Annotated in this window: 22 protein-coding genes; 1 reads left to right on the plus strand and 21 read right to left on the minus strand. The window is 59.6% G+C overall.

Annotated elements, in window-relative coordinates; genetic code table 11:
- Positions 1–11: 11 nt before the first annotated feature.
- The 10 genes from menH to TAN611_RS15990 all read right to left on the minus strand — a co-directional run bounded on the left by menH (position 12) and on the right by TAN611_RS15990 (position 10,274).
- Positions 12–779, minus strand: coding sequence for a 2-succinyl-6-hydroxy-2,4-cyclohexadiene-1-carboxylate synthase (gene menH, locus TAN611_RS15945; protein WP_203066725.1), 768 nt, complete (start codon positions 777–779; stop codon positions 12–14).
- Positions 779–2,452, minus strand: coding sequence for a 2-succinyl-5-enolpyruvyl-6-hydroxy-3-cyclohexene-1-carboxylic-acid synthase (menD, locus tag TAN611_RS15950; protein WP_203066726.1), 1,674 nt, complete (start codon positions 2,450–2,452; stop codon positions 779–781). Before menD ends, menH begins: the two co-directional genes overlap by 1 nt.
- Positions 2,453–2,771: 319 nt before the next feature.
- Positions 2,772–4,064, minus strand: a complete 1,293-nt coding sequence (gene menF, locus TAN611_RS15955; RefSeq protein WP_203066727.1) for an isochorismate synthase MenF — start codon at positions 4,062–4,064, stop codon at positions 2,772–2,774.
- 158 nt (positions 4,065–4,222) lie between these two features.
- Positions 4,223–4,534, minus strand: a complete 312-nt coding sequence (gene elaB / locus TAN611_RS15960) for a stress response protein ElaB (RefSeq protein WP_105233449.1) — start codon at positions 4,532–4,534, stop codon at positions 4,223–4,225.
- A 139-nt stretch (positions 4,535–4,673) separates the two neighbouring features.
- Positions 4,674–5,165, minus strand: coding sequence for a DUF1097 domain-containing protein (locus tag TAN611_RS15965; protein WP_105231920.1), 492 nt, complete (start codon positions 5,163–5,165; stop codon positions 4,674–4,676).
- Entirely contained in the window at positions 5,162–5,350 is a 189-nt protein-coding gene (locus TAN611_RS15970) for a hypothetical protein (RefSeq protein ID WP_187044363.1), read from the minus strand. The genes TAN611_RS15965 and TAN611_RS15970 overlap by 4 nt, the downstream gene beginning before the upstream one ends.
- A gap of 29 nt (positions 5,351–5,379) precedes the next feature.
- The gene (locus TAN611_RS15975; RefSeq protein ID WP_105231922.1) at positions 5,380–6,624 is read right to left on the minus strand and encodes an MFS transporter; all 1,245 of its coding nucleotides are present in this window, start codon (positions 6,622–6,624) and stop codon (positions 5,380–5,382) included.
- 422 nt (positions 6,625–7,046) lie between these two features.
- Positions 7,047–7,919, minus strand: coding sequence for a DMT family transporter (locus tag TAN611_RS15980; protein WP_105231923.1), 873 nt, complete (start codon positions 7,917–7,919; stop codon positions 7,047–7,049).
- A gap of 55 nt (positions 7,920–7,974) precedes the next feature.
- Entirely contained in the window at positions 7,975–8,403 is a 429-nt protein-coding gene (locus tag TAN611_RS15985; RefSeq protein WP_234008591.1) for a cupin domain-containing protein, read from the minus strand.
- A gap of 47 nt (positions 8,404–8,450) precedes the next feature.
- On the minus strand, positions 8,451–10,274 hold the full coding sequence (locus tag TAN611_RS15990; RefSeq protein ID WP_203066728.1) for a thiamine pyrophosphate-binding protein: 1,824 nt from the start codon (positions 10,272–10,274) through the stop codon (positions 8,451–8,453).
- A 307-nt stretch (positions 10,275–10,581) separates the two neighbouring features.
- Here TAN611_RS15990 and TAN611_RS15995 point away from each other — a divergent pair, with 307 nt between their 5' ends.
- The gene (locus tag TAN611_RS15995) at positions 10,582–11,457 is read left to right on the plus strand and encodes a LysR family transcriptional regulator (protein ID WP_187044361.1); all 876 of its coding nucleotides are present in this window, start codon (positions 10,582–10,584) and stop codon (positions 11,455–11,457) included.
- 59 nt (positions 11,458–11,516) lie between these two features.
- Here TAN611_RS15995 and nuoN read toward each other — a convergent pair whose 3' ends face one another.
- From nuoN to nuoC, 11 genes are all read right to left on the minus strand, one after another.
- Complete coding sequence (gene nuoN, locus TAN611_RS16000; RefSeq protein WP_105231925.1) at positions 11,517–12,974, minus strand: NADH-quinone oxidoreductase subunit NuoN; 1,458 nt, start codon at positions 12,972–12,974, stop codon at positions 11,517–11,519.
- A 6-nt stretch (positions 12,975–12,980) separates the two neighbouring features.
- Positions 12,981–14,510: an NADH-quinone oxidoreductase subunit M gene (nuoM, locus tag TAN611_RS16005; protein WP_105231926.1), complete on the minus strand. Its 1,530-nt coding sequence runs from the start codon at positions 14,508–14,510 to the stop codon at positions 12,981–12,983.
- A 97-nt stretch (positions 14,511–14,607) separates the two neighbouring features.
- Positions 14,608–16,455: an NADH-quinone oxidoreductase subunit L gene (gene nuoL / locus TAN611_RS16010; RefSeq protein ID WP_187044360.1), complete on the minus strand. Its 1,848-nt coding sequence runs from the start codon at positions 16,453–16,455 to the stop codon at positions 14,608–14,610.
- Positions 16,452–16,754, minus strand: a complete 303-nt coding sequence (gene nuoK, locus TAN611_RS16015) for an NADH-quinone oxidoreductase subunit NuoK (protein ID WP_004960562.1) — start codon at positions 16,752–16,754, stop codon at positions 16,452–16,454. The genes nuoL and nuoK overlap by 4 nt, the downstream gene beginning before the upstream one ends.
- Positions 16,751–17,311, minus strand: coding sequence for an NADH-quinone oxidoreductase subunit J (gene nuoJ, locus TAN611_RS16020; protein ID WP_105231928.1), 561 nt, complete (start codon positions 17,309–17,311; stop codon positions 16,751–16,753). Before nuoJ ends, nuoK begins: the two co-directional genes overlap by 4 nt.
- 13 nt (positions 17,312–17,324) lie before the next feature.
- Positions 17,325–17,867, minus strand: coding sequence for an NADH-quinone oxidoreductase subunit NuoI (gene nuoI / locus TAN611_RS16025; protein ID WP_015673152.1), 543 nt, complete (start codon positions 17,865–17,867; stop codon positions 17,325–17,327).
- A 14-nt stretch (positions 17,868–17,881) separates the two neighbouring features.
- Positions 17,882–18,859, minus strand: coding sequence for an NADH-quinone oxidoreductase subunit NuoH (gene nuoH / locus TAN611_RS16030; protein WP_105231929.1), 978 nt, complete (start codon positions 18,857–18,859; stop codon positions 17,882–17,884).
- On the minus strand, positions 18,856–21,591 hold the full coding sequence (gene nuoG / locus TAN611_RS16035) for an NADH-quinone oxidoreductase subunit NuoG (protein WP_111738031.1): 2,736 nt from the start codon (positions 21,589–21,591) through the stop codon (positions 18,856–18,858). Before nuoG ends, nuoH begins: the two co-directional genes overlap by 4 nt.
- Positions 21,592–21,714: 123 nt before the next feature.
- Positions 21,715–23,058: an NADH-quinone oxidoreductase subunit NuoF gene (nuoF, locus tag TAN611_RS16040; RefSeq protein ID WP_105233457.1), complete on the minus strand. Its 1,344-nt coding sequence runs from the start codon at positions 23,056–23,058 to the stop codon at positions 21,715–21,717.
- Entirely contained in the window at positions 23,058–23,609 is a 552-nt protein-coding gene (gene nuoE, locus TAN611_RS16045) for an NADH-quinone oxidoreductase subunit NuoE (RefSeq protein WP_105231930.1), read from the minus strand. The genes nuoF and nuoE overlap by 1 nt, the downstream gene beginning before the upstream one ends.
- A 2-nt stretch (positions 23,610–23,611) precedes the next feature.
- Positions 23,612–25,408, minus strand: a complete 1,797-nt coding sequence (gene nuoC, locus TAN611_RS16050; protein WP_203066729.1) for an NADH-quinone oxidoreductase subunit C/D — start codon at positions 25,406–25,408, stop codon at positions 23,612–23,614.
- Between the last annotated feature and the right edge of the window lie 82 nt (positions 25,409–25,490).

Genomic DNA, 25,490 nt, shown 5'->3' on the forward strand with positions numbered 1-25,490 from the left:
GTTCGATTCCTTTAAGCAGGATTAACAAGAAAATCATTCAGCTGCGCGGCAAACGCGCGCGGATTGGCCAGATGTGCATTGTGCCCGGCCTGCGCGACGGTGCGCAGCGGCAGACCGGCCGTGCGCGTCAGCGCTTGAAATTTGTCGTCGTCGGCACCGCACAACACCAGTTTCGGCAGTTGCAGCCGCCGTAACTGCGGCGCCAGCCAGGGCTGACGCCCCAGCGAGGTGGCCTCCAGCATCGCCGCCACCGCCGGACCGTCATTGAGCGAGCGCGCTTCAATCAGCGCCTCGCGATGAGGCGCGCTCAGTTCGTGAAACACCGGTTGCCGATACCAGTCAGCTAGCACCTGCGGCAGCGGTTCGCTGCGGAAACGCGCCGCCCAGCGGGCGTCGTGCTCACAACGCTGACGGCGCAGTTCATCGCTGGTCAGCCCCGGATTGCCGCCTTCAATCACCAGCCCCTGCAAACCGGTCGTTTCGCCGCAGCAGGCGTGATACATGGCAATGCGTCCGCCCAGCGAATACCCCACCAGCCAGTAGCGCTCAATCTTATGCTGCCGCAGCGTAGCGCCAATCTGGCGGCTGACCTCGGCAAAGCTATGGCAGCGCTGACCGACCGATTCGCCATGCCCCGGCAGATCGATGGCCAGCGACGGCCATTGCGCGCAGCGGGCGGCGATCACCCGCCACTCATTATTGTTGCCCAGCAGGCCATGCAGCCAAACCAGCCACGGACGCTGGCGCTCGCCCTGCTGCAGTATGCGTGCGGCCAGCATCAGCGCGCCGCCATCTGCGCCAGCAGGCGCTGCAAGGTTTCCGCCCCAGCGGCAGGCGTGACCTGCAGCTCAATCAGCGTTGCGCCGTGGTGACGCCAGCCGCGCTCAACCGCCTGCTGCAGCGCTTCCCAGTCGCTAACCTGCGCATATTCCAGTTGGAACATGGCGGCGGCATGGCTAAAGTCCACCGCCTGCGGCATGCAGTAAAAACGTTCTCTTTCCTCTTCCGGCGTCGGCAGCAGCGAAAAAATTTGTCCGCCGTTGTTATTCACCACCACAAGCAGCGTCGGCGCCGAGCATTGACGCAGCAACGCCAGTGAGTTCAGGTCATACAGCGCGGATAAATCGCCCACCAGCGCCAGCGTGGGTTTGGCGCCGGCGCGCTGTACGCCGGCGGCGGTGGAAATCAGGCCGTCGATGCCGCTGGCGCCGCGGTTGCTGAACACCGGATAGCCGGCAGGCAACTGCGCCAGCGCGTCAACCAGCCGCACCACCAGACTGTTGCCCAAAAACAGCTGCCCGTTCTGCGGCAATAGCTCCGGCAGGCGATGCGCCAGTTGCGCTTCGCCGAAGCGGTGATAAACGTCGCCCGCCACCGTCTCGAACGCGTCGTGCGCCAATGCAGACAACTCAACGGCCCAGGGCGTACGCGGCTGCGCCGGATGCTGCGCCAGCCAGTCACTGACCGCAGCACAAATACGTCGGCCGCGATGATGCGCCGGATCGAGCCGTCCCGGCAGAGCGTCAATCAGCCAGTACTCCTCCGGCTGACAGCTCGCCTGCCACTGCAGCAGGCGTTTTCCCGTCAGACTGCCGCCGAACTGAATCACCAGCTGCGCATTGTCCAGCACTTGGCGAGCCCGCGGCTGCGCCAGCCACAGGTCGGCGCAGGGCAGCGGCTGGCCGGTCTGCGACAGTACGTCGCCAATCAGCGGCCAGCCCAGCGTCGCCGCCCACTGCGCCAGCTGAGCGCCCTCTTCGGCGCTGATACGCCCGGCCACCACCACGCCGCGCTTTTGCCGCCAGAAGAACCAGTCCGGCTGTAGCGGCACCTGGTGCGTATCCATCTCGCGCAGCCACGGCTGATTGCCTGTCCACCAGTCTCCAAGCTCTGCAGACCAGCCGGCATAGTGCTGCTCGTCGCCGCCATACAGCGGCTCGGCAAACGGACAGTTAATATGTAGCGCGCCGTGCGACAGCCGCGCCATCGCATCGTCGACGGTAGAAACCAGCCAACTGGCGGGGATATCCGGCGTTGGCCGTGGTAAGTCAATACTGAGGGTCGGATGGGAGGCATACAGGCCGCGCTGGCGAATCGCCTGATTGGCGCCGCAGTCGATCAGCTCCGGCGGCCGGTCGGCGGTGAGAAACACCAGCCGCTCCCCCGTCAGCCCGGCTTCAATCAGCGCCGGATACAGGTTAGCGGCTGCAGTGCCGGAGGTAACGATCACCGCCACCGGCTCGCGAGCGGCCTTCGCCAGCCCAAGCGCCAGATGGCCCAGCCCGCGTTCATCAAAATGGGTATGGCAAATAAAAGCAGGATTGGCTGCCGCCGCCAGCGTCAGCGGCGTAGAGCGTGAGCCCGGGGCAATACACACATGTCGTACGCCGTGGCGGGACACCGCCTCCAACAACAACGCCGCCCAACGGCGGTTAAAGACACTTGTCGACATAGTTGGCTCACAAGTCAAAGCAATCGGCCGGGGATATAGCCATCGCTGTCTGATTCACTAAAAGTCATTAACAAGAATTATATGAGTAGTTATCCTGGCAACTCTTGCGCCAGCGCAAAAACACGCGATATCCCGGCAGCAGGAAATGCGGCCAATCCCCCCGCCGATCAATTTTAGAGATTTATAGCCGTCACACTTCAAGTTACAGCCGCGTTGACTGTACTCAGTCCCTGAGTCACTTACCTGTATCAGCCCCCATCAGGCTCCCTTTCCTTGCCGCTATCCTGTCACTCGAATTATTTAGGAGAGATACGCGCAGTTAATCAGCAGCATCTGCAGCCGTTGACTCCGGCTGCAGCAGACTGCGCAGCGCCGCCGCCTTGTTGTCCAGCTCCCGCCACTCCTGCTGTGGGTCCGAACCGCTGACGATGCCGGCGCCGGCATACAGCTGCAGGCTATCGTCGTCAATCTGGCAGGAACGCAGCGCAACGCAAAACTCAGCGCGCCCGGCGGACAGATACCCGGCGCAGCCGGCGTACCAGCCGCGCGTCACCGGCTCATGGGCGGCGATAAATACCCGGGCTGCCCGGCGCGGCAGGCCTGCAACCGCCGCCGTCGGCTGCAGACGCTGCAGGCAATCCGCATCATCCGCCGCCTGCAACTGCCCGGAGATGCGTCGGCGCAGATGCTGCACCTTACGCAAACGCAGCACTTCCGGCGGCTGCACGTCCAGCGCGCTGACGCCGCCCTGCAGGCGCTGGCAAATATCATCCACTACCAGCAGGTTTTCATGCTGATTCTTCCGATCGTCCAGCAACCACTGCGCCAACCGCTGCGCCCGAACATCATCGCCGTCATTAGCAACCGTGCCGGCCAGCGCCTCGGTCAGCAAATGTCGTCCGTCACGCAGATAGAGCCGTTCCGGGCTGGAGCCGAGGAAGGCCGAACGTGCGCTAAAGCGCAGCATAAAGTGGTAGCAGCGGTGATTAACCCGCCGGCTGGCCGCCATCAGCGCGGGGGCGGACAGCGGCTGCGTCAGCGTCAACCGGCTGTTGCGCGCCAGCACCACCTTCTCCAGCCGCCCTGCGGCGATCGCCGTCAGCGCCTGCTGCAGCATCTGCGCCCAACCGGCGGCATCGGGACGATGCTCTACCGCCTCAACCGTCGTCCGCAGCGGAGCAATCGGCGTCGCCGGCGCCAATGTCGCCAGCCAATCAGCCGTTGCTGATGCGTTTTCCGTAAACAGGTTAAGCGTCAAACTCGTGCAATTATCACGTCTCAGCCACGCCAGCCGTGGTAAAAACAGACAGGATGAGCCGTCAAATGCCGTTAACCCCCAGACGCGCGCCGCAGGGTTCGCCGCAATAAACGCCTGCGCGGCGGCCACATCACTGAACTGCCGCAGCGCGCCGCACACCGCCGCCTCTTCCTGCTCATCCCGATGGCGCCAGTAAAACTGCGGGAAAGTGGATTGCGCCGCCAGCCATGCCAGCAAATCGTCGCTGAGCGCGTCGCTCACGGGGAGGGACATCTGCCGGAAGCCAGCGGCGTCCGAGGAAGGCTGCGCCAGCCGCTGGCGCAACTGCTGCAACAATGCTGAGATATGTTCCACCGCCACCTCATTAACCAAACGAAATGTGGGGGATTATACGGTAAAACCGCCAGAGAGTCGGAAAAATAAAGCCCCGCGGCCAAAGGTGAGACAGAAGCGGCGGCGGGAAAAGTGAAATGGCAGGCGACCGCATTGCGGCCGCCTATCAGCACAATGGTTTACTTCCGGGCCAGCAATAGCCCGAAGACGAGACCAATCGTCGCGCCGATGCCCACGCTATGCCAGGGATTATCACGCACATAATCGTCGGTGCGATGCACCGCCTCTTTGGCGCGCGCATAATATCCCTCGGAAGCGCCGCTCAAGCGAGACTTTACTTCTTTCAGCGCCTGCTCCGCATGGCTCTTAATATCCACATAAGCCTGATCGGCGCGGTCGCCCGAATAGTCCAATACTTCCTGCAGGGTATCGCTGAGCATGCGCAGATCGTCATCAAGGGTGGTACGACTTTCGTCCGTATATCTTGTCATTTCACCGTTCTCCATTGTTGTCGCCGTCGGATTTCAGCGCCGTGCCGAAATCCGTACGGCATAGCGGTTCGCCGTCTCTACACTATAGACAACAATTCCCGGCGCTTGCCAGATGTTAACGGCTGACGCGTGCTCTTCTTCAGGCGTCTCCCGTCGCCGAGGTCGAGCGTAACGCCGCCCGCCGCCCACGCGCCGCCAACCACAGGCCGCTGTTTTTCATCGCAAAGCCGAACAATAGCCCCACCAGCAGCGACAGCGTCACCAGACGCCACTCGCCGCCACCGGCGAAGGTGGCGCAGGCGCCGATAAAGGTCCCCGGCACAAAATTGAGCCACTGCTGCCAGGCCTGGATACACATCAGAAACGCCACCACGCCGGTCAACACATAGCCGAGCAGGCTCCAGGCCGGCTCAAGCGCGCTGCCGTGAATAATCAGCATCGCCCAGAAAACGCCGCTGCAGCAGGTCAGCGTGCTGACTAACAATCCCTTTACGCCGCCCTGCGGACAGGCGAAATAGGCCGTGCAGCCCAAAAAGCCCGCCCAGCTAATCAACCCGAGACTGACCGCAACCCAGCCCCAGATGCCAGAAAGAATGCCGGTGGTAACGGCAATGGCAACAAGTACATTCATAATACCGACCCTGGTAAAAAAGGAGCGTGCAGTTTACCGAAAAGCACCCGGCTGTATATGATCGCGATCAGCAAACGCATGTAATAAGCGGCGGATGGCAAGGCACGCAGCGGCAGGAAAAAGGCAAAAAAAAACCAGCGTGCAAGCACGCTGGAAATGACACACAACAACACCAGGGAAATCATCGGTCGTACAGTATGCGGTTAACGCACGTTTAGCGCGGGAACCCCGCTCGCGTCACCAGCAGTCCCAAAACGAGACATACCACTGCACTGACCATAAACAGTAAGTTGACCGCCAGCTGCAGGCTGGCATGGTCGATAACTACCCCCAACAGGATAGGCACCCAGTTGGCGATATAAGCAATCACATAAAACAGCGAAATCAGTCGCGCATGGCTGGATTTTGGTGAAATCAGATTCACCAGCGTCGCGCTGCCGACAAAAATCGCACCATAAGCATAGCCGGCAATTACCATTCCGGCAGCGGCCAGACCCAGCGAGTGGATCTGAATCGCTTCGGCAAACACCACCACCGACAGCGCCTGCGCCAGACAGCCAAACATCAGCGAGTGGCGCGCGTTAATCCGGCGGCTCAGAATCTGGCTGATGCCGGCAATCACCAGATAGACCGCAATCACATAGCCATACATACCGCGGCTGTGCATATTCAGCAGTTTTTCCGCTACGTTCGGACCAATCGCCAGAATACTGGCGGCCACCGCCCAGCAGGTAAACAGCGCGCCGGCGCAGAGATAAAACTTGATGCCGGTGGCCCGCAGGCCGTCAGCCAGCGAACTCTTTGCCGGCGTCGCCGCGCTGGCCGATGCATCACCCGCCGGCGCAACCGCCGCCTCACCCGGCCACTTCAGCATCACGCCCAGAGCCGCCACCGCCGCGACCGCCATAATAATGATAAACGGCAGTGACGTGGTGTAAAACCCTGTCTGCAACGCCAGACCGCTAAAAATCGGCCCCAGCGCCAGGCCGGTGGTAAAGGACAGCGTAGCAATCAGCGCCGCCACCTTACCGCCGTCTTTAGGCCCGAAGCGCACCAGCGCAATGTTCGCTGCACCGGTTAAAGCCCCGGTGCCGATGCCGGCCAGCAGGCGCGCCATAAACATCATCACAAACGAATCCGCCATGGCGAACAGCAGCGCGCCGGCTAATACCACCAGCAGGGCCGGCACAATCATACTGCGCAGATCGCGCACTTTGCCGGCCATGTTGCCCACGCCGAACAGCGAAATCAGCACGCCGCCGGCATAAGCACCATAAATAATCGTCAGACTGACTGACGTTAAGCCCAACTCATGTTGATAAAGCGGATACAGCGGCGTCGGCGCACTGCTATTCAATAAAGCCGACATTAACGCCAGCGCCAAAAATAGCAAAATAGCAAAGTGCGACGCACCCGAATTCACTTTAGCGGCTTCTTCTACGGCCACTCCGTCAGACATCTCATTCTCCTGAAACTCTCGGCGCAAGGCCGTAATAAACACACCCTCCTGAAAACCAAAACGTATCAGGAAACGCGTTTATCATACCGTTCAGGAATAACCGTCAAAATAGCCAAGAATGCATCAGAGTGATTCAATTATGCATACCGCCCTTTTAAGGGCATATACCATCAAACGCTATCGGGCGGATACTTTATAAGTATCTATTATTACTGTTACTCACTCAGAAACCTAGCCCGCCGATGGATAAATTATGCATAAGGATATAAGAGAAAGGACTAAGCGATAAATAAAATTTCCCGTTATTTATCAGCAATAAATCTAAAAATAAGTGAAAAAAGAAAAAGTGAAATTATAAAAAATAAAATGGCGCGCGAATAACCTGCAGCGCCATATTAGAGATCGGAGAAATTATCAGCGATCTACCCCCTGCCCGCCGCGGCCGGCTGGCGTGCCTTCGCCGGCGTGCGCCGCAGAATCGCCAGACCGCCGGAAAGAATAATCAGCGCCATGCCTACGGCGGCAATATACGACTGTTTCTCATCAAAGATTAGATAGCCGAGCAGCGTAGAGAAGATAATCGTGCTGTAAGAAAGAATGCTGACAATCACCGGGTTGCCGCTGCCGTAGGCGCGCGTCATGGTAATTTGCCCCAGGCTGCCGAAAACGCCAATTGCGCAGACATTGAGTAAGGTAATGGCATCCAACGCGGCAAAACCGATGGCGCCGGCCATCACCAGCCCCACCAGCGTGCCGACCAGAGAAAAATAGAACACCACCCGCAGTTCCGGCTCGCCGGTGCGCACCAGTTTGCCCACGTTAAAATAGGCCAGCGCGGTCAGCAGGCCGGACAACAGGCCGATCAGCGTCGCCGCATACTCGCCGTGCGGCATATCCGGCCGCAACAGCACCAAAATACCGACAAAGCCCAGCAGGACCGAAAACAGCAGTTTGCCGGTCAGTTGGCCTTTGGCGGTGACAAAAGTAATCACCGATTGAAAAATCGGGTTGGTGTAACCCAGCGTCGTGGCGGTGGCGATCGGTAAATGAATCAGGGAATAGAAACCGCAGTACATCGCCGCATTGCCAATCGCCGCACGCTTCATATGCAGCCCCAGATGCCGGGTGCGGAAGCCGAGATTCTTGATCTTTATCAGCGCCGCGACAATCAGCACATTGATGAACGAGCGATAAAAGATAATGTCAAAAAAACCGACCTTCGCCGACGCCAGTTTTATGCTGGCGCCCATCAGCGCAAAAAACACGCTGGCCACCAACATCCATAACGCAACCATAACTTCCTCATTAATAGCGGTTCGGACAGATCGCCGGCTTATACGCCGGGATGGATTATTTAGCTTCGGCGACGGTCAGCGGGCGGTTATCCGAACAGGCAAAAAACACCAGCATCTCCGCCCCCTGCGCGCCGGCCTGGCCCTGATGCACAATATCTACCGTATCGGTAAACGAATCCCCCTGGCGGAAAGTTCTCTTCTCGCCGGTTTTCGCCACCGTCAGCGAAATGCTGCCCGCGGTCATATGCACCGCGCTGATGCAGGGATGCGTATGCCAGGCCAGCACCCGATTCGGCTCAACGGTCACCTTCAGGATAGTGATCTGCGGCGCGCCGGCGGGATAGTGGCCGTAAGGCGTCCCTTCCCATGATTTTTCGGTTTTCAGCAACGTTTCTTTATTAATGCCTTCACCATGGGTCTCTTCCGCCAACGCATTCGTACAGGCCACCATCATGGCGGCAATTACGCCAGATCGATACATCATTGTCATCACCCCGCAATCTTATAAAAAAACAGCGTGAACACTCCCGGTTATTGTTCCCGGATACGCTGCTCATATTCAGCAACGCTCTCGGCATAATAACGATTGGGTGCCCGATGGTTTCCTACCATCATTTCAATCAGATATGGTCCGTCATGTGCGGCGGCGGCGGCCAGCGCATCATCCAGCTCGGCCAGCGTGGCGGCCTTGGCGGCGGCCACGCCCAGACTGCCGGCAAACGCCCGCCAGTCGTGCGACGGCAGCGCGGTGTATGCTTCTCCCACGCCGCTCTGCTGTAACGTGTCGATATGCATCGCGCCGTGTGCGCAGTTATTCATCACCACAAAGGTCATTTTCAGGCGGTAGCGGGCGGCGGTCTGAATTTCCATCCCGTGCATCAGCATACAGCCGTCGCCGGTCACCACCAGGCAGTCGCGCTGCGGCGCCGCCAGCTTGATGCCGATTCCGGCGCAAATCGCCCAGCCCATCGGTGCCAAGGCGCTGGAAGTGTGATAATCGCCCACGCCGCTGCTCTGCCAATGGTGCGCCATAAAAACACGGTGCGCGCCGGAGTCCACCACCACATTAGCGTCCGCAGCGGTGCTGCGGCGTAAATGCTCAATCACTTCGCCGGGGTACAGGTGTTTTTCCTCCGCCATCATGCGCGCAGTCCGGTCCGGCTGACGCTGTTCAAGCGGCAGTTGGCCGACGTATTCCATCCACTGATTACGCAGCTTATTGACGCAGGCAAGATGCGGGTCATCAGCGTCAACCGCCGTCAGCAGGTACTGGAGAGAAGCGCTCAGGCTGGAGAAAATCTGCACGTCCGGCTGATAGTGCGAGCTGACTTGATCGAAATCTTCATCAATCACCACCAACGTCTTGGTGCCGTGCAATTTCGGGTGCCAGTTCAGGCTGTCACGCTGATTGAGATCGCACCCCAGCACCAGCAGCACATCGACTTCGTCGCCGTTGATGGTCTCCACCGCCCGGGTATGGCCGGCAAAGCCGTACAGGCCCAGCGCCAGCGGATGTCCTTCCGGAAATGCGCCCTTCCCTGCGAGCGTGGTGGCGACCGGCAGATGGTATTTTTCCGCCACCTGCCGCAGGAGTTCGGCGTCCTGCGGGTTATTCACCCGATTGCCGGCCAGACAGGCGATATTCAGGCCGCGCAGCAGATAATTATCCAGCACCGCCTCCAGCGCCGGCAGGTCAATCGCCGTTTCACGGCGCTGCGACGTGCGCGATGCCGGCGGCTCAACCGCCGGACGCTTTTGCATATCGACCGGCACGCTCAGATAGGTACGCCCTTTCCGCTGGCCGTTCAGGCATGACAGGCTGCGGCGCAGCTCATGCTGCAGCGTATGCGGCTGTTTCACCTCGATGGCGTTGCTCAGCAGCGGTTTGACAATGGTCAGCTCATCGATGCCGCTGTTGCTGCCGTCCTGGAACGCGCCCTGCGCTTCATGATAGGTGGCGATGCCGCCGGCCAGATACATCACCGGGATCTTATCCGCCTGCGCCGCCGCCATTGCCGGCAGGAAATTCATGGTGCCCGGCCCGGAGATGCCAAGGCAGACGCCGAAGTTGCCGCTGGCGCGCGCATAGCCGTCGGCCATAAAACCGCAGGCGGTTTCATGAGCAGCGACAATCCCGGCGATCGCGGATTCGTCAATGGACTTAATCAATGGATAAATCAGTTTGCCCGGCACCAAAAAGATATGCTGAATGCCGCGCTCGGCGAGCGCCTGGATAATAACATCGGCGTTATTACTTTGTACCGCTGATTTAGCGGCGGCCGGGAAGCCTCCTGCGATTGCGTCCGCGTTAGCCAATGCTGCGGGAGCGCACGTATTTCCTGCGTGAGACGCCATGTTTAATGTCCAGTCACAATAGAGAATCGAGCGAATCCCATCAGGCATCGCCGCCTATCGAGACTGGCTCCAATGAGTCGCTAACGATGAAATGTGCGGCAGATCACGCCAGCTCATCCGTTAGCATAAAGTTCGGCAGGTAAAAATAAAGATGCAAAATTGCTTCACAATGATGCATTTTTTTATACCATAAAACATAATAGATAATTATGATACGGCTGCCTCATTTTTAGCGCAACCCCCATTGCACCACGGATAAGCCAATACAACCCCAGTGGTATCCCGCCGCTCTCAGAGAAGGAAGTCGTTGATGAATTGGGATGATGCCCGCTTTTTCCTCGCCGTAGCCCGCTGCGGCACTTTACGTAAGGCCGCAAATGAGCTACACGTCGACCAGGCCACCGTCGGGCGACGCATTTCCGCCTTTGAGGAATCCCTGGGTTCCAAATTATTTATCCGCACGCCCAAAGCATTCTCCCTCAGCCCGCTGGGCGAGGAGATGCTGGCGGATGTGATGAATATGGAGAACGCGGTACAGGCCATCGCCCGCAAGGCGACCAGCGGCGATGAAAGCCTGTGCGGCAATGTGCGCATCGCCACCACCGACACCCTGGCCGAAGCCTTCGTTATCCCGGCGCTGCAAAGGCTGCGCGAGCAACACCCGCAGATCACCGTGACGCTGCTGACCGCGGTAAATATCTCTGATATTTCCTATCGCGGCGCCGATCTGGCGATCCGCGGCGCGCGCCCGGAGTCCGATGAACTGATTATCAAACGGCTGGCGACCATTGAGATGGGGTTGTACGCAACGCAGCACTATCTGGACGTTCACGGTATGCCGGTCAAGGGCGAACATCTGCGCGGCCATAATCTGCTGATGTTTCCGCGTGAACTGGTGCCGCGTCACTGGAGCAGCTTCTGCGGTGAAACGCTGATCGACCCCAACGTGGTGCTGCAGTGCAACTCGCAGCTGCTGTTGCGCTCAGCCACCCGCAACGGCCTCGGCATCGGCCTGCTCTCCTCATTCCTGGCGGATAACGATCCTGAACTGGTGCGGATACTGCCGGAAAATCAGGACTGGGTGGATATCTGGCTGGTGCTGCATCCCGATCTGCAGCGCGCCGCGCGGGTACGCGCGGTGGTACAGGCGCTGGAAACTTCCTTTCAAAACTATCCGCAATAATTGCCTGCGGGCATAAAAAAAGGTCGCCGTGGCGACCTTTTTACGTTTACAACGCGCTATCAGAACAGCGGCTGCGCCATCTGCACCAGCGTAATCAGCGGCTGCGGATAGATACCCAGCACCAGTACCAGCGCTGCGGAGATCAGCACCACCACCCCGCCGGCGGTCAGCGCCCAGTTACGCGGCGTATCGCGCGACAGCGTTTCCGGCGCGTTGAGATACAGGCTGACGGTCACGCGCAGATAGTAGTACAGGCCAATGGCGCTGCCCACCACTACCGCGCCGGTCAGCCACCACAGGTGTGCGCTGACGCCCATCGCGATAACGAAGAACTTACCGATAAAGCCCAGCGTCATCGGGATACCGGCCAGCGAAAGCATCATCACCGTCATTACCGCCGACAGAATCGGTTTATGCCAGAACAGGCCGCGGTAGGAGAACAGTGAATCGGCATCCGGCCCGCTGTACGGGCTGGACATCAGGCTGACCACGCCGAAGGCGCCCAGGCTGCTGAACAGATAACCGGCCATATAAACGCCGACGGTCTCCAGCGACAGCTGATGGGTCTGCACCGCAATCAGCGCCACCAGCAGATAGCCCAGGTGAGCGATGGAGGAGTAGCCCAGCAGACGCTTGATATTGGTCTGGCTGATCGCCATCAGGTTACCGAACAGGATGGAGCAGAAGGCGATAATCGCCAGCACCGTGCGCAGCGCCTCGCTGTCGGCCGCCGGCGCGTACAGGAACAGACGCATCACCACCGCAAAGATGGCGATTTTGCTGGCGGTGGCCAGGAAGGTGGAAACCGGCGCGGGCGCCCCCTGATACACATCCGGCGTCCACAGCTGGAACGGCACCAGCGACAGCTTGAAGCCCAGACCGACGATCATCATGCCCATCCCCGCCAGAACCAGCGGCTGGTGCATCATGTTTTCACCGAGGCTCTTACCGAGACCGGACAGCGCCAGCGTGCCGGATTCCGCGTACAGCAGCGCCATGCCGAACAGCAGGAAGCTGGAGGCGGCGGCGGACAGCAGCATGTACTTGATGGCGGCTTCCAGCGGACGCTTCTGGCGATAGGCGTAGCCCACCAGGCCAAACAGCGGCAGCGAGATCAGCTCAATCCCCAGGAACAGCGAGGCCAGGTGATTGGCGCTCGCCAGCAGAATGCCGCCCAGCGCGGCAATCAGCACCAGCAGATAGAACTCTTCGCGGTTGTCCGGGTAGCCGACCAGCCATGGATAGGCAAAAGTGCAGGTGGCCAGACTCGCCAGCAGCACCAGCCCGGTGTAGAACATGGAGTAACCGTCAACCCGCAGCAGCGGGGTAACGTCCATCGGGCCAGCCTGGCCGACAAAGTACAGCGAAAGCAGCGCCAGGTTAAGACCGATCACGGTCAGGGTCGCGTTGATAAAGTGGTCGCGTCGCCACGCAATGCCTAGCATCACAACCACCACCGTCAATCCGACGATCAACAGCGGCAACAGTGCGATCAGTTGTTGAGGAGTTATTGTCATGGCGAATTACGGCCTTGTTGTTGAAATTGCAGAAACTGACGAACCAAACCAGTGTTGCACGTTGCTCATTGCGGCAGCAGAGGTATCCAGAATCGGCTGCGGGTAAACCCCCAGCAGCACCAGCAGAACCACCAGCAGCAGAATGATGAACAGTTCGCGTGCGGTCATGCCCGGCAGCGGCTGGTCAGACTTTGGCGTGCCGTAGTAGGCGCGCTGCATCATGATCAGCGAGTAAACCGAAGCAAACACCAGACCGAAGGTAGAAATCACGGTGATCACCGGTACGACCTGGAAGCTGCCGAACAGGATCATAAATTCACCGACGAAGTTACCGGTGCCCGGCATCCCCAGCGTAGCAACCGCGAAGAACAGCGACAGCGCGGGAATATATTTGATACGTCCCCACAGGCCGCCCATCTGGCGCATATCACGGGTATGCAGACGCTCGTACAGCTGACCGCAGATGATGAACATACCGGCCGCAGACAGGCCGTGCGCAATCATCTGAATCACCGCGCCCTGGTAAGCCAGCTGGCTGCCGGTGTAGATGGCAATCAGTACGAAGCCCATGTGAGACACCGAGGTGTACGCGATCAGGCGCTTGATATCGGTCTGCGCGAACGCCATCCAGGCGCCGTAGAAGATGCCGATAACGCCCAGCCACATGGCGATTGGCGCAAACTCGGCGGACGTTTCCGGGAACAGAGGCAGACTGAAACGCAGCAGGCCGTAGGCCGCGGTTTTCAGCAGGATGCCCGCCAGGTCAACGGAACCGGCGGTCGGCGCCTGGCTGTGCGCATCCGGCAGCCAGCCGTGCAGCGGCACCACCGGCATTTTCACCGCGAAAGCGATGAAGAAGCCCAGCATCAGCAGGTATTCCACGTTGTGCGACATCGGCGTTTTCAGCAGATCTTCATAGTTGAAGGTCCAGACGCCGGTAGCGTTGTAGTGCACGAAGACCAGGCCCAGAATCGCAATCAGCATCACCAGACCGCTGGCCTGGGTATAGATGAAGAACTTGGTGGCCGCGGTGATACGGGTTTTCCCGTCAGACGCCTTGTGGCCCCACAGCGCGATCAGGAAGTACATCGGCACCAACATCATTTCCCAGAAGAAGAAGAACAGGAACATGTCGATAGCGAGGAACACGCCGATAACGCCGCCCAGGATCCACAGCAGGTTCAGGTGGAAGAACCCCTGATACTTCTGAATCTCACGCCAGGAGCAGAGAATCGCCAGCACGCCCAGCAGGCCGGTCAGCACCACCATCAGCAGCGACAGACCGTCCAGCGCCAGGTGGAAACTGATGCCGAAACGCGGGATCCACGAGCGCAGGTACACTTCCTGCCACTGCGGAATGCCCTGCGGCGTGGTCAAGGTATAGCCGCCCTGCAGCCACAGTTGCAGCGAGAGCGCCAGTGTCAGCCCCATTGTAATCAACGCGATCCAGCGCGGCACCTTGGTGCCGAAACGCTCGAACTGCCAGCTCAGCAGGCCGCCGATAAAGGGGATAAGAATTAGCCAAGGTAATAGCATGGCGTTTTGTGTCCCTAATATGAATAATCTAAAACATGTATCTGGCCCTTGCTTATCAAGGGCCGAACCCAAAATTGCGTCTGCTTAAATTATTCAGTTAAACCAAAATCAACAGCGCCAATACGACCACTGCACCCACACCCATAGACGCGATATACCAGCGCACCTGTCCGTTTTCACTGACCGTCAGACCGCGGTTGCCCCAGCGGGAGAACACCGCCGGAATGTTCATCAGGCTGTTCAGCGGATCGCTTTGCAGCAGACGCGCGATGCCCAGATAAGGTTTGACGAACACTTTGTCATACAGCCAGTCGAAGCCCCAGGCGTGGAACCACCAGGTCGAGAAGAAGCGGCCCGGCGCGCTGGCGGCCACGCTGCTGACCAGGCGACGTTTGCCCAGCCACAGCGCCGCAGCCAGCAGAATGCCGATAACCGCGACCACCCCGGAGGTGATTTCAAGCTGCAGCACGCTGCCGTGCGCCAGTTCGGTGGTTGCCGGCAGTACGCCCTGCAGCGGCGGAACAATCATCGCGCCGACGAAGGTGGACAGCACCAGCAGAACCAGCAGCGGCAGATGGTGAGTGATGCCCTTGCCCGCATGCGCTTTAATCTGCTCTTTACCGTGGAACACGATGAAGATCATGCGGAAGGTATACAGTGAGGTCATAAACGCGCCGACCAGACCGGCAATCATCAGGTTGATATGGCCGTTGGCCATCGCCCCCGCCAGGATCTCATCCTTACTGAAGAAGCCGGCGGTCAGCAGCGGCAGCGCCGACAGCGCCGCGCCGCCCACCAGGAAGCAGACGTACACCAGCGGAATGCTCTTACGCAGGCCGCCCATCTTGAAGATGTTCTGCTCATGGTGGCAGGCCAGGATCACCGAACCGGACGACAGGAACAGCAGCGCCTTGAAGAACGCGTGGGTCATCAGGTGGAAGATCGCCGCGTCCCAGGCCTGTACGCCCAGCGCCAGGAACATATAGCCGATCTGGCTCATGGTGGAGTAGGCCAGCACGCGTTTGATGTCGGTCTGCACCAGCGCGGCGAAACCGGCCAGCAGCAGGGTCACCGCCCCGACGATGCCCACCAGGTTCAGCACTTCAGGCGCCATCAGGAACAGGCCGTGAGTACGGGCGATCAGATACACGCCCGCGGTCACCATGGTGGCGGCGTGGATCAGCGCCGATACCGGCGTCGGGCCGGCCATCGCGTCCGCCAGCCAGGTCTGCAGCGGCAGCTGCGCTGACTTACCGACCGCACCGCCCAGCAGCATCAGGGTCGCCCAGGTAATCGCGGTGTCGCCCATCGCCAGTTTCTGCGGCGCCAGCACCATCAGCTCGCGGAAGTTCAGCGTACCCAGCTCGTGGTACAGAATAAACAGCGCAAAGGCCAGGAACACGTCGCCCACGCGGGTGACGATAAAGGCTTTCATCGCCGCCGCGCCGTTGGCCGGATCTTTATAGTAGAAACCGATCAACAGGTAGCTGCACAGGCCCACGCCTTCCCAACCCAAGTACATCAGCAGCAGGTTATCCGCCAGTACCAGAACCACCATGCTGGCGATAAACAGGTTGGTGTAGGCGAAGAAGCGCGAGTAGCCCTCTTCGCCACGCATGTACCAGGACGCGAACATGTGGATGAAGAAACCAACGCCGGTCACCACCGACAGCATGGTCAGCGACAGGCCGTCCAACACCAGCGTTACGCCGATATTGAAGTTGCCGACCGTCATCCAGTTCCACAGGTTTTGCTCAAACAGCTCTACGCCGGCGGCTTTCTGGCTGAAGAAATCCATCGCCGCGTAAAGGGTGACCACCGCCGCCAGGCCGATTGAGCCGACGCCGACGGTCGCCGCCGTATTTTCAGACCAGCGGCCGCGTGAAAACGCCAGCAGCAGGAACCCGATCAGCGGCAGCAGAATAGTTAAATATAATAGGTTCATCCGCGCATCTCACTGACAGTATCAATATTCAGGGTATGACGACGACGGTAGAGCTGGAGCAACAGCGCCAGGCCGATACTGGCCTCCGCTGCCGCCAGACTGATGGCCAGGATATACATCACCTGTCCGTCCGCCTGACCCCAGTAGCTTCCCGCCACGATAAACGCCAACGCCGCGGCGTTGATCATCACTTCCAGACTGATCAGCATAAACAGCAGGTTACGGCGGATCAGCAACCCGGTCAGCCCGAGTACGAACAGAATCGCCGCCAGAATCAGCCCATGTTGAAGAGGGATCATGCTTGCTCCTCCGATTTTCTTTTCGCCATTTCGCTGCTTGCCGGGGCGTTGCTCAGCACTTCGCCCGGTTTGTGCTCACGGCCAATATGGAAGGCAACCACCAGGCCGGCCAACAGCAGCATTGAGGCCAGCTCAACCGCCAGTACGTAAGGGCCGAACAGGCTGATGCCGACCGCCTTGGCGTCGACCATCTCGCCGCTGATGCCCTGGTCGGAGACGCTGCGAATGGCGATAACCAGCACCACCAGCAACACCAGCGACATCAGGCCGGGGCCAATCCACACCGACGGCTTCAGCCATTCGCGTTCCTGCTGCTGCACCGCATTGCCGAGGTTCAGCATCATCACCACGAAGACGAACAGCACCATGATGGCGCCGGCGTAGACGATGATTTCCAGCGCGGCGGCAAAATAGGCGCCCAGTGAGAAAAAGACTGCCGAGATCGCCAACAGTGAGACGATTAAATACAGCAGCGCATGCACAGGATTGGTATGCGAAATCACGCGAAGCGTCGCGAGAATCGCAATCAAACCTGCCAGATAAAATGCAATTTCCATGCTTGCTGGCTCCTTACGGCAACAGGCTTTTCACGTCGATCGGCTTGGCTTCGTTTTCGGCTTCGCCTTTCGCTTTGCCGTCGATCGCCATACCGGCCATCCGGTAGAAGTTATATTCCGGATATTTACCCGGGCCCGAGATCAACAGATCTTCTTTCTCATACACCAGATCCTGGCGCTTGAATTCGCCCAGTTCGAAATCCGGCGTCAGCTGGATTGCGGTGGTCGGGCAGGCCTCTTCACACAGGCCGCAGAAAATGCAGCGCGAGAAGTTGATGCGGAAGAACTCCGGATACCAGCGGCCATCTTTCTGTTCTGCCTTTTGCAGCGAAATACAGCCGACCGGGCAGGCAACCGCACACAGGTTACAGGCGACGCAGCGCTCTTCGCCGTCCGGATCGCGCGTCAGCACGATGCGGCCACGGTAGCGCGGCGGCAGGTAAACCTCTTCTTCCGGATACATCCGGGTTTCGCGTTTGGCGAAGGCGTGCATGCCAATCATCCAAATACTGCGTACCTGGGTGCCGAAACCAACCACTAACTCTTTCAATGTCATGGTTTATTCACCCCTTATTGAGCGTTGTACAAAATAACTGCGGCGGTCGCCAGCAGGTTCAGCAGCGTCAGCGGCAGGCACACTTTCCAGCCGAATGACATCACCTGGTCATAACGCGGACGCGGCAGCGCGGCGCGGATCAGGATGAACATCATCATGAAGAATGCCGTTTTCAGCGCGAACCAGATGAACGGCGGCAGGAATGGCCCCTGCCAGCCGCCGAAGAACAACGTCACAATCAGGGCGGAAACGGTCACGATGCCGATATATTCCCCCACGAAGAACAGACCGAATTTCATACCGGAATATTCAATGTGGTAACCGTCGGCCAGTTCCTGCTCCGCTTCCGGCTGGTCAAACGGATGGCGGTGACACACCGCCACGCCGGCAATCGCAAAGGTTACAAAACCAAAGAATTGCGGGATGACATTCCAGACGTGAGCCTGTGATTCAACGATGTCCTGCATGTTGAATGAACCTGCCTGCGCCACAACCCCCATCAGCGACAGGCCGATGAACACTTCGTAGCTCAGGGTTTGTGCCGAGGCACGCATCGCCCCCAACAGCGAGTATTTGTTGTTGCTCGACCAGCCGGCGAACAGCACGGCGTAGACCGCCAGACCGGCCAGCATCAGGAAGAACAGAATACCGATGTTGAGATCGGCCACCGCCCAGGTCGGGCTGACCGGAACGATGGCAAATGCCAGCAGCAAGGAAGTAAAGGCGATCATCGGCGCCAGGGTGAAGATCACCCGGTCGGAGAAGGTCGGAACCCAGTCTTCCTTAAAGAACATTTTGATCATGTCGGCGACCAGCTGCAGCGAGCCGCCCCAACCGACGCGGTTTGGCCCGTAGCGGTTCTGGAACAGGCCGAGCAGGCGGCGTTCGCCGAAACTCATGAACGCCCCGCAGGCGACCACGACCAGCAGGATCACGACCGCTTTCAATACGGCGATCAATATGTCGATCACCTCAGGGGTAAACCAGCTCATCGTACCGCCTCCCGCAGATTTTCAACCTTCGCACCCGCCAGTACCGGCGGGATCCCTGGCAAGCCGAGCGGCAAACCAACCTGGCCCTGGGTCAGGGTTTCACTCAGGCGCACCGGCAGACGCAGCGTCTGACCCGCACAGCTGAACTCCACCAGCGCCCCTTCGTTAACGCCCAGGCGCGCGGCGTCGGCCGGGTTGACCATCGCATACGCCGCCGGCATACGCTGCTGGATCACCTCGGAACGCTGCGACATCTCGTCGCTGCCGAACAGGTGGTAATACGGCGCTACCTGCCAGCCTTGCGCATTAAATGCGGCAGGCACGTTGGTGAAGTAGCCAAGGCTGCCCTCCCCCGCTTCGATCAGGCGCACGCCCGGATCGCCGTGGCGCAGCTTGCCCCCGACCTCGGCCTGGAATTTGTTCCACGCCTGCGGTGAGTTCCAGCCTGGCGACCAGGCGAACGGGATCTGCTGACGATCGGCCAGCGGGCTGTTGTTCCCTTCCATGGAGAAGGCGAACATGGTGTCTTTATCCTGCGGCTGACGCGGTTCATGCACGCTGATATTGGCGCGCATCGCGGTGCGGCCGCTGTAACGGTGCGGTGAACGTGCCAGTTTCTGCCCGCGGATGCGGAAGCTGGCGTCCGGCGCGGCATCCTTGATGCCCTGCAGCTGCGGCAGCGCCTCGACGCAAGCTTCAATCACATCGTCAAGCTGGGTCCAGTCCACGTGACGGCTGGTATAGGTGGAGTGCAGCGAGTGCATCCAGCGCCAGCTCTCCAGAATTTCCGTCCGCACGTTGTTTTTGGCGTCATCGTAGTAAGCCGGATCGTAAACCTGGAAGAAGCGCTGCGCGCGACCTTCCTGGTTGACCAGCGTACCGTCGCTTTCGGCAAAGCTGGCGGCTGACAGCACCAGGCTGGCTTTGTCCATAATCGCGGTGCGCTGGTGATCGGCGACGATCAGGTTGCTGACCTTGGCGAGCGCGGCGTCGATCTTGTCCGCCGACGCATGCCGGTACAGATCGTTCTCCATCACGATGGCGGTGTCGGCCTGGCCGTCCGCCAGCTGCGCCAGCGCCTGATCGAGCGAACCGCCGCCGATCATCGCCAGCCCCATGCTGTTGGCAGCGCCGGCCACCAGGGTGATGCCCACCTCGGAGCCGCGTCCCTTCAGCGCGGTGGCAATGTTGGCCGCCGCTGCGATCACCGCGTCGCTGCCGGCGCTGCTGCCGGTCACGATCAGCGGTTTACGCGCGCCGGTCAGCGCCTGCACGATAATGTCGACTTTCTTGTTCAGATCGTCCGTCAGGCCATCGACCGCCGGCGCCGCCGCGTCCAGCGCGTGCGCAATAGCGAAGCCGAGACGCGCCTGCTCATCGACCGGCGCACGGTAGTTCCAGGCGGCGATATCATCCAGACGGGTGCTGTCGACGTTGGTGACGAACAGCGGGTATTTGGCATGCTGACCGATGTTCTGCACCGCCGCGATCTGCCAGTCGGCCACGCGCTGCGCCGCCGCCATCGCCCGGGCTTTGCCTTTCACCGCCTGACGTACCGACAGTGCGATACGCGCGCCGGTTTGCGTCAGGTCTTCACCCAGCACCAGCACCGCGTCGTACTCTTCGATCTCACGCAGCGCCGGCGTATGCACGCCGCTGTTTTGCAGCACGTTGAGCATCAGTTCCAGACGCTGCTGTTCCGCCTGCGCAATGCCGGTATAGAAGTTCTCGGCGCCGACCAGTTCACGCAGCGCGAAGTTGCTTTCCAGGCTGGCGCGCGGCGAGCCAATGCCGATGGTTTTCTTGGCCTGACGCAGAATATCCGCCGCCCCTTCCATCGCCTGCTCGGCGTTCAGCGCAATCCAGTCATTGCCGCGCAGCTGCTGCGGCTGACGAGGACGGTCCTTCAGGTTGACGTAGCCATAGCCGAAGCGGCCGCGGTCACACAGGAAGTAGTGGTTCACGCTGCCGTTGTAACGGTTCTCAATGCGGCGCAGCTCGCCATAGCGCTCGCCCGGGCTGGTGTTACAGCCGATGCTGCACTGCTGGCAGATGCTTGGCGCAAACTGCATGTCCCATTTACGGTTGTAGCGCTCGGAGTGGGTTTTGTCGGTAAAGACGCCGGTCGGGCACACTTCCACCAGGTTGCCGGAGAACTCGCTTTCCAGCGTGCCGCTTTCCGGGCGGCCAAAGTAGACGTTGTCGTGCGCGCCGTAGACGCCGAAATCGGTGCCGTCGGCATAGTCTTTGTAGTAACGCACGCAGCGGTAGCAGGCGATGCAGCGGTTCATCTCATGAGAGATAAACGGCCCCAGCTCCTGGTTCTGGTGGGTGCGTTTGGTGAAGCGGTAGCGGCGGAAGCTGTGGCCGGTCATTACCGTCATATCCTGCAAATGACAGTTGCCGCCTTCTTCACACACCGGACAGTCGTGCGGGTGGTTGGTCATCAGCCACTCAACCACGCTTTCGCGGAACTGTTTGGCTTCGTCGTCATCGATGGAAATGAAGGTGCCATCGGACGCCGGCGTCATACAGGACATCACCAAGCGGCCGCGCGTGTCTTCCGCATTTTGGTATTGCTTTACCGCACATTGGCGGCAAGCGCCGACGCTTCCCAGCGCCGGGTGCCAGCAAAAGTAAGGAATATCGAGGCCGAGGGAGAGACAGGCCTGTAACAGGTTGTCTGCTCCGTCAACGTCGTATTCTTTGCCGTCTACATGAATCGTAGCCATAGTCAGCATGCTTCCAAATGGCCTGCTTTGCGGCAGGCGTTAATCAAAAATTCTGTTATCCCTGCGTACTGCCCCGGCGGCACCGTTGGCCGCCCGCGGACGTACGGCGGGCTAAAAGCGGGCTTACCAGCGTTGCTTCAGCAAGTTGTTGGCCTGAATACCGCTGATGGCATGAGCATTGCTAAAATGCTGTACGGCGATACCGGCTTCAAACTCGTCACGGAAATATTTAATTGCGCTTTGCAGCGGCTCTACGGCGCCCGGCGCGTGTGCGCAGAAGGTTTTACCCGGGCCAAGGAAGCGGCACAGCTGCTCCAGGGTTTCAATATCTCCCGGCTGCCCTTCGCCTTTTTCCAGCGCACGCAGGATTTTCACGCTCCACGGCAGGCCGTCGCGGCACGGGGTACACCAGCCGCAGGACTCGCGCGCAAAGAACTCTTCCAGATTGCGCACCAGGGAAACCATGCCGATTTCGTGATCGACCGCCATCGCCAGCGCGGTGCCCAAACGGCTGCCGGCCTTGCCGATCGTGCCGTATTCCATCGGCAGATCGAGGTGGTCGGCGGTCAGGAAGTCGGTCCCCGCCCCGCCCGGCTGCCAGGCTTTGAATTTCAGGCCGTCGCGCATGCCGCCGGCATAATCTTCCAGAATTTCACGCGCGGTGGTGCCGAACGGTAGCTCCCAGACGCCCGGGTTCTTCACCCGGCCGGAGAAGCCCATCAGCTTGGTGCCTTTGTCTTCGCTGCCGGAAATACCGGTATACCACTCCACGCCGTTGGCCAGGATCGCCGGCACGTTGCACAGCGTCTCCACGTTGTTGACACAGGTCGGCTTGCCCCAGACGCCGGCGGAGGCCGGGAATGGCGGCTTGGAGCGCGGGTTGGCGCGGCGGCCTTCCAGCGAGTTGATCAGCGCCGTCTCTTCGCCGCAGATATAGCGGCCGGCGCCGGTGTGGACAAACAGTTCGAAATCGAAGCCGCTGCCCATAATGTTTTTGCCCAGATAGCCCGCTTCGGTGGCTTCGGCGATGGCGCGACGCAGGCGTTCCGCCGCCTCGACATATTCACCGCGCAGGAAGATGTAGCCGCGGTACGCCTTGAGCGCAAAGGCGGAGATCAGCATGCCTTCCACCAGCAGGTGCGGCAGCTGTTCCATCAGCAGGCGGTCTTTGTAGGTGCCCGGCTCCATCTCATCGGCGTTACACAGCAGGTAACGGATGTTCATGGTTTCGTCTTTCGGCATCAGGCTCCACTTCAGACCGGTGGAGAAGCCCGCGCCGCCGCGCCCTTTCAGGCCGGAGTCTTTGACCAGGCTGACGATTTCATCCGGCGCCATGCCTTTGATGGCCTTTTCCGCTCCCGCGTAGCCGTTTTTGCTGCGGTATTCATCCAGCCACACCGGCTGTTTGTCGTCGCGCAAACGCCAGGTCAACGGATGCATCTCGGGAGTGCGTACAATGTCTTTGATCATTGGTACTGCTCCAGTAGATTATCGATATCTTCAGGCTTCAGCTGACTGTGAGTATCCTCATCAATCATCATGGTCGGCCCTTTATCGCAGTTGCCCAGACAGCAGGTCGGCAGCAGCGTGAAACGGCCATCGCCGGTGGTTTGACCCGGCTTGATGTTCAGTTTCTTCTCGATCGCGGCCTGAATGCCCTGGTAACCGGTGATGTGACACACCACGCTGTCACAGTAGCGAATCACGTGACGTCCTACCGGCTGACGGAAAATCTGGCTGTAGAACGTGGCAACGCCTTCTACGTCGCTGGCAGGAATGCCCAGCACTTCTGCGATGGCATAAATCGCCCCATCCGGTACCCAGCCGCGCTGCTTCTGCACAATTTTCAGCGCTTCAATCGAAGCGGCGCGCGGATCTTCGTAATGGTGCTTTTCATGCTCAATCGCATCACGCTCTGCCGCACTCAGCTCAAACGCATCAACGCCGCTCGCTGGAGCGGCCGCGTCGATAGGCTCAGGCACATGGTGACTCACGTGATTATCTTTTTGATCATGCATAGTTAGCGGTCCACATCTGACATTACAAAATCGATACTACCCAGATAGACGATCAGGTCGGAAACCAGGCTGCCACGGATAACCGCCGGGATTTGCTGCAGGTGCGCAAAGCTTGGCGTACGTACCCGAGTGCGATAGCTCATGGTGCTGCCGTCGCTGGTCAGGTAGTAGCTGTTAATCCCTTTGGTGGCTTCAATCATCTGGAATGATTCGTTCGCTGGCATCACCGGGCCCCAGGAAACCTGCAGGAAGTGGGTGATCAGCGTTTCAATGTGCTGCAACGTGCGCTCTTTCGGCGGCGGCGTCGTCAGCGGGTGATCGGCCTTGAACGGGCCTTCCGGCATATTGTTCAGGCACTGTTCGAGGATGCGCAGGCTCTGGCGCAGCTCTTCCACTTTCAGCATCACGCGGCTGTAGCAGTCGCTGACGCCGTCGCCGACCGGCACCTCAAAGTCGAAGTTTTCATAGCCGGAGTACGGACGCCATTTACGCACGTCGAACTCGATGCCGGTAGCGCGCAGGCCGGCGCCGGTAACGCCCCAGTCCAGCGCGTCTTTGGCGTTATACGCCGCCACGCCGACGGAACGGCCTTTCAGGATGGTGTTTTTCAGCGCCGCCTTGACGTAGGAGTCCAGACGCTTCGGCATCCACTCCAGGAATTCGCGCAGCAGGAGATCCCAGCCGCGCGGCAGGTCATGCGCCACGCCGCCGATGCGGAACCATGCCGGGTGCATACGGAAACCGGTGATGGCTTCCACCAGGTCGTAGATTTTCTGACGGTCGGTGAAGGCGAAGAATACCGGCGTCATGGCGCCGACGTCCTGAATAAAGGTGCTGATATACAGCAGGTGGCTGTTGATGCGGAACAGCTCGGACAGCATCACGCGGATGGTGTCGACGCGCTCGGGCACCTTGATGCCGGCCAGTTTTTCCACCGCCAGCACGTACGGCATTTCGTTAACGCAGCCGCCCAGGTATTCGATACGGTCGGTGTACGGAATGTAGCTGTGCCAGGACTGACGTTCGCCCATCTTCTCCGCGCCGCGGTGGTGGTAACCGATATCCGGCACGCAGTCGACGATCTCCTCGCCGTCCAGCTGCAGGATAATACGGAACGCACCGTGCGCCGACGGGTGGTTCGGCCCGAGGTTGAGGAACATGTAGTCCTCGTTCTCATTGCCGCGCTTCATGCCCCACTCTTCCGGCTTGAAGGTCAGCGACTCCATCTCCAGATCTTCTTTCTGCTTGGTCAGCACGAACGGATCGAATTCGGTGGCGCGCGCCGGGTAATCCTTACGCAGCGGGTGGCCTTCCCAGGTCTGCGGCATCATGATGCGCGTCAGGTGCGGGTGGCCGTCGAAGGTGATGCCGAACATTTCCCAGGTCTCACGCTCGTACCAGTTGGCGTTCGGGAACACCTTGGTCGCGGTAGGCACGTGCAGGTCTTTTTCAGCCAGCGCCACCTTCAGCATGATATCGCGGTTGCGTTCGATGGAAATCAGATGATAGAAAACAGAGAAATCCGCAGCAGGCAGACCCTGGCGGTGAGTGCGCAGACGCTCGTCAACGCCATGCAGGTCGAAAAGCATGACATACGGCTTCGGCTGTTTTCTTAAAAACGTCATTACTTCCAGGAGCTGCTCACGCTTGACCCATACCACGGGCATACCGGTACGGGTTGCTTGAACAGTAAAGGCTTCCGGCCCAAAACGGTTGCGCAGTTCGCCGATCACCGGATCGTCAAGATGATCGCGGGTGTGCCAGTCAGGCAGAGCGTCGTGCGTCGTTGAATCTGTCATAATATTTTTTCACCACACTGAAGGGTCAAATCGCTGCAAGCTTAACTTTCGCTGTGTTTACCAATAGCGCATTAAGATGGAC

Source organism: Serratia sp. Tan611, from assembly GCF_905188235.1.
Taxonomy (GTDB): domain Bacteria; phylum Pseudomonadota; class Gammaproteobacteria; order Enterobacterales; family Enterobacteriaceae; genus Serratia_B; species Serratia_B rhizosphaerae.